The organism is bacterium (assembly GCA_016786595.1).
Classification (GTDB): Bacteria; Bdellovibrionota_C; UBA2361; order SZUA-149; family JAEUWB01; genus JAEUWB01.
In genome coordinates, this window is record JAEUWB010000027.1 from 1 (window position 1) to 5,645 (window position 5,645).

The 5,645-nt window shown below is 45.9% G+C and carries 5 protein-coding genes; 4 read left to right on the forward strand and 1 reads right to left on the reverse strand.

Annotated features, from left to right (window positions below; translation table 11 throughout):
• The 3 genes from tsaB to JNK13_04520 form a co-directional block, all read left to right on the forward strand.
• Window positions 1–625: tRNA (adenosine(37)-N6)-threonylcarbamoyltransferase complex dimerization subunit type 1 TsaB (tsaB, locus tag JNK13_04510; GenBank protein ID MBL7661998.1), on the forward strand; the 625-nt coding region annotated here is incomplete at its 5' end.
• A 158-nt stretch (window positions 626–783) separates the two neighbouring features.
• Window positions 784–2,034 carry a transcription termination factor Rho gene (gene rho, locus JNK13_04515; protein ID MBL7661999.1) on the forward strand — a complete coding sequence of 417 codons (1,251 nt, stop codon included), beginning with the start codon at window positions 784–786 and terminating at the stop codon, window positions 2,032–2,034.
• Window positions 2,035–2,520: 486 nt separating this feature from the next.
• Window positions 2,521–2,949: a hypothetical protein gene (locus tag JNK13_04520; GenBank protein ID MBL7662000.1), complete on the forward strand. Its 429-nt coding sequence runs from the start codon at window positions 2,521–2,523 to the stop codon at window positions 2,947–2,949.
• 166 nt (window positions 2,950–3,115) lie between these two features.
• On the opposite strand, the gene JNK13_04525 is transcribed toward JNK13_04520, so the two are convergent.
• The gene (locus tag JNK13_04525; protein ID MBL7662001.1) at window positions 3,116–4,645 is read right to left on the reverse strand and encodes a VWA domain-containing protein; all 1,530 of its coding nucleotides are present in this window, start codon (window positions 4,643–4,645) and stop codon (window positions 3,116–3,118) included.
• Between the two features lie 374 nt (window positions 4,646–5,019).
• Here JNK13_04525 and JNK13_04530 point away from each other — a divergent pair.
• Window positions 5,020–5,645, forward strand: a 626-nt coding sequence (locus JNK13_04530; protein MBL7662002.1) for a hypothetical protein, incomplete at its 3' end; no start/stop codon positions are given.

Consider the following 5,645-nt stretch of genomic DNA (forward strand, 5'->3'; position numbering starts at 1 on the left):
AATTAAAATGAACTACTTCCTGGCTCTTGATACAACTTCGCCAAATTGCTGCGCGGCGCTACAGGTGGGAGCAGAGATTTTCACCCGTGAATTTGCTAAACCTGCAGAATCTCTCGCTACCGAAGTCGAAGAACTTTTACTCGCTCAAAATCTTAGCTTTCAGAATCTCTCTGCAATTTTAGTAACTAATGGCCCAGGCAGTTTTTCTGGAATACGCATCGGCCTTGCTAGTGCTGCAGCCCTAGCACTCGGAGCAAAACTGAAAATTTACACAGCCTCCGCACTCTTAGCACAAACGCTGAGCATCGCGAGTAAAGAGCGTTTAATTATTTCAACGATTAATGCCAATGAAAATGAGGTTTATTTGGCAGCTTATCTTACAGAAAACTTTAAAGAGCTTGCGCCAGCACAAGTTGTTGCCAAATCCGCATTACGTGATTTGGTGCTTAAACTTGAAAACCAACTCGGCCTTAAAGCTCAGATCCTGTCTGACCAGAGCTCTAAATTAATCACTGCGGGACTATTTCGCGCCCATGCTAGCGGTTTAGCCTACCCAGAAGAAACTCAATTAGAACCGCTCTATCTCAAGGCAGTTAACGCAAAAACGCTAGCAGAAAGGGCCTAATTGTCAGTGTAATAACAAACATATTGACTCTCCGAGTTAAGTTGGCTAGAACAGACCCACTTCGGCACAGTCCCTGTCGCCGCAATAATAATCCAAATATACCAATCTTTTTTTGTAATTAACATTTCACTACATCATCTAAGGACAATCGATAGCACATGAACCTCTCAGAGCTTAAAAAAACCGCAATTACCGACCTCACCAAAATTGCTAACGACTTAAACATCGAAAACGCATCAAGCTTACGCAAACAAGATCTGATTTTCGCAATTCTTGAGGCTCAAGCCGCTAGCGATGGCCAGATTTATGGCGCAGGCGTACTTGAAACCTTGCCCGATGGCTTTGGATTTCTCCGCTCACCTGACTATAACTACTTACCAGGCCCAGACGATATCTACGTATCGCCGGCGCAAATTCGCCGCTTTGGCCTACGCACCGGAGACACAATTTCTGGCCAAATTCGCCCACCCAAGGAAGGGGAGCGCTACTTTGCACTACTCAAAGTTAACGATGTTAACTTTGAATCTTCTGAAGGCGTAAAAGATAAAATTCTTTTCGATAACTTAACCCCACTTTATCCTAATCGCCGCATTAAGCTTGAAGCTGCAGCTGAAGATTATTCAACACGCATCATCGATTTAATGTGCCCGATCGGCTTTGGACAACGTGCCTTGATTGTCGCACCACCACGCACCGGTAAGACAATTTTGATGCAGAAAATCGCTAATGCAATTACCAAAAATCACCCCGAAGTGGTTTTAATTGTACTCCTAATTGACGAACGCCCAGAAGAAGTAACCGATATGTCACGTAACGTTAAAGGCGAAGTCGTTAGCTCTACGTTCGATGAACAAGCTACACGCCACGTGCAAGTCGCAGAAATGGTCATCGAAAAAGCTAAGCGCTTAGTCGAACATAAAAAAGACGTAGTGATCTTACTCGATTCAATTACCCGCCTTGCCCGGGCCTATAACACAGTTGTCCCAGCTTCCGGTAAAATCCTTTCTGGTGGTGTGGACTCAAATGCTCTGCATAAGCCCAAGCGCTTCTTCGGTGCTGCAAGAAATATTGAAGAAGGCGGCAGCTTAACAATCATCGGCACGGCTCTTGTCGATACCGGCTCGCGCATGGATGAAGTTATTTTCGAAGAATTCAAAGGCACAGGCAACATGGAATTAGCCCTTGACCGTAAGCTCGTCGAACGCCGCTGCTTCCCAGCTATCGACCTCAATAAATCGGGCACCCGTAAAGAAGAATTACTTCTCCCCGATGACTGGTTGCAAAGAATTTGGCTCCTACGCAAAGTGCTCAATCCATTAAACGTTGTCGACGCAATGGAATGGCTCCTCGATAAAATGAAAGGCACTAAGTCTAACCAAGAATTCCTCAACATGATGAAAGGCGGCTAACCTACCTTTCTTTCGCGAGAAAGAAAGGTAGGCCCAAAGAAAGCGGTAAGCTTTGTTTGGGTAGTTTTGACCGTTGCGCGTATAGCGCAACTAACTAACTCAGCGCGAGAAAGCAGTGTTAGCTAGACCTAGTCCATGAAAGGACTAGGTCATGCAGGCCCAAAGAAAGCGGCAAGCTTTCGTGCTGATGTCATCCTGAGGGGAGCGACGAGCCATTTATGGCGAGGAGAGCAGTCGAATGGATCTCCAGAATAATGATCTTGGTATTTTTCACTGTCAATCTCAATGCTTAGGAATTTTAACTTTCAAGAATTTCCTTATTTCGCTGATCCTTAGTATTTAACTCATACAGAAGTTCAAAATTTAATACGGGTAGATTTTTCTTTACTCTCGCAGAGAGGTTAGAACGTTCCTGTCTCTGGGAGTGAAGTGATGACTAAGGTTTTAACCTGAATTCTAAGCTGTAACTTTCAGAAGGAGACACATTTGCGTGAAGACAAATCACAATCAAAGCAAGCGCGCGAGCGCCAAGCATTAGCCTGTCTAATCAAAAATGGGCTACTGTCTAAATTGCTTGGACCATGGGTCACAATTCCATCCAATCGCGAGTTAATCATTTGCGGTCAGGAAAGCGATCTGCGCGGTCCACAAGTCTACTTCGTTTCTTACGAGAAATGGAGAATCTCGCTGTACTTAAGGCCAGTCTGGGACGAAGCTACAAATGAGCTAAGTTTTAGAGTGGACCTGCGACCAAACTATGGGGAGGAAATTGAAGAGGGTTATGCGTACGTTGAGAGAGATGGACAAAGGATGTGCATTACGCACGGGACGAAACCTGGATGGCGTAGCCGAGCGCGGAAGTGGCACTGGCCGCTGCACTGCGTGGAAAACGCAGCTGCTGAATCTGCAGCATAGCTCAGGAATGTTTCTTGGGCGTTACACATCAGAGCGTAACACATTAGATCAGTGCAGCTCACATGCATGTGAATTTAGTACAAGGATGTACACTGCACTTCTCAAATACAATGCAAAGGTTTAATGATCACTTCAGTCTCTCTTTATAACAAAGAAATTCCAGAGCTTAGAGCTGCTGATTTCCCTCAGCTACAGCTTGCGCCTCAGCTTTAGCTTGCGGCTCTGTTACTGTTTCTACTTTTGACTCTACCGCAGAGGTTTGAGTAACCGACTTTACTTCAAGAGTATAATCCTGAACTGCCTGCTCAGGGTAACTTAACTTATATTCAACAAAATATGTGCCATCGCTCGGGATTGTAAAAGTATCTGACTTTCCGCCAGAACCACTGCCAAAGGACTTCTCTAGAACTTTTTGCTTGTAATCGTCAAAGACCTCAACGCGGAAAAACCCTGTAGTTTCTTTACCTGGAATAAAACCAACGAAATACTGCTCCCCAGCTTTGGCGTTGAAGGAAAATGTGTCTGAATTATCTGGCCCACCTAAGTGGTTTGTCTTGTAGCGCTTGTTAACCTCAAGTGCTAAAGCCGTTTCGATGTTGTCTCCGGCATCTTTGGCACTATCTAAGTCGCCTTGATTAAGGGCGGTGAGTTTGAAAGTTGCGTGATCTTTATTTACACCGTCATATTCACTGCCGATTAATACATAGTAATCGCCAGGCGTGCCGACAGCAGCTTTTATTTTTTTCTCAGCAAATTTTCCGCCAATGATTTCTTCATGGCTGATATTAGTACGGTCTGGCCCTGAAAATTTTGCGCCAAAATAGGGCATGTCATTCTCTGTGGTTTTATCGCCGTTAATATTAATGCCTTTTTCTAAAGTCTTGATTGTCAGTTCAAAGCCTTGGCCCGGAGTGCCCGAAACTTTGAAGTAGTCATACTCACGAGGCTTTTGGTGGTGGTCGAGGCGGTATTCGACGTCAGGCTTAATCTCCACAGCCGTTTCAAAGCTATCACCGCCACGAATTTCCGTGCCATAAATGGCTTTGTCCTTCTTGATCACAAAAGACTGCTTGGTTGCTGCTCTAAGTGCAGCTGCAAGTTCCGTGGCGTTTTTGGCCGGGAAATATGTGCCGCCACTTACATTAGCAACGCCTTTAAGCTGCGACTCGGCTAAGGCGTTAACATTAAATCCAACCGTGTGCACGCGCACCTTAAAGCCCGAGGCAATTAAATCTTTAACAGTTTGCTCCGGATTTCCGCCGCAAGTCTCTTCACCGTCACTTAAAAGAATAATGATTTTCTCTGACTCACGAGCGACAGGGAAATCATTTTTTGCTTGTTGTAGTGAATAAGAGATTGGCGTGTAGCCTTTAGGATTAATGCCCGCAAGAGTTGTCGAAATAGTACTTTTTGCAGCCTTGTCCAGTGGCACTGAAAGCTCGGTATCAGTGCAACTTGCTTGCTTGTCACTTTGCGCAACACGGTGAGCGTATACGCGAAGGCCGACAGGAGTGCCTTCGGGGATTTCTCCGAGTGCGCCAGTAATTGCTTGTTTAGCTGCGTCGATTTGTTTGGTGCCACCCGTGACTTGGGTCATCGAGCCTGAGGCATCAAGAATAAACAGGACATCTGTTTGGGCAAGTGTAGTTGAAGAAATCAAACCAAAAAGCACTAAAACTAAAATAATACGCTTCATTAAATCCCCCGTTAAGTGGAAGTAGTAGAAAATCAGTTATACCGTTTTATGTCAGCGAGAAATATTGGAAAAGTCCTAAGGCTATCAGGCTTTTAAGTCACTGCGTTCATTCAGGTTGTTTTATTATAAAAACCCTATATAATTGGCCACTTAAGTCGATTACCTGACAGTAAGTAACAGCACTTAGTTCATTCATATTTTTTCTTGAGTAGATAATAGTTTATCCCCCTCTCACAGAGAGTATTTCAGGTATTTTTTCCTAGAGGGGAATTGCAAAAAGGTTTTAGAGCCTTCGTGGCTCAACAATCAACACAAGCCCACTCGAACCTAAACCGCCAGTTTGCCCAAAAGGTAACGGCGAGGAGAAAATAAGAATGCAAGGAACATTCCTTAGTGACGCGTTTCGGCGCGCGATTGATGACAATAACGCTGGCTTGGCGGGCGTTCTCAACCAGTACGGAAGCGTTGAGCTTCCCATGACTCTTAAGCAAGTCGCTGCGGGCTTGCACGGCGCCCCGGCATTGATGAGTTTTTTGCCGCGGTGGTCGAGTTACGTCGACCCCGATAAGGGGCTCCGTATCGCCGGCCGTCCAATCGAGGAGGTCGCTCATGACCCCTTCGAGGCAAACATTCTGAGGCTACTTCTCGGGCGAGATCCTGAAGATGCGGAAGTTCTTGAACTGCAACAAGAACTTGAAGCAAGAATGATGTCGTTTCCGAGCTGTGGCGCCTACCAAGGTGTTGTTGGCATGCCGACGCTCTTTGATCGCTCGGCTGATCCGATGACAATGCTTGCCGCGCAGCTCAACGTTGTATCGTCCTTCTCTCGAATGTCAACGAAGACTCGTGAGGGCAGGACAAATGAGCTCGATTGGCAAACGCGTCTTGAGGACATGCTCGATGTGCTGGCGATGCTTCTCGTCGCGGGTCCACTTTGCGCACGTCGCGTCTGTGAGCACCCGGCGATGGTTGAAATCAAATGGCACGGCAGTTTTGCTAA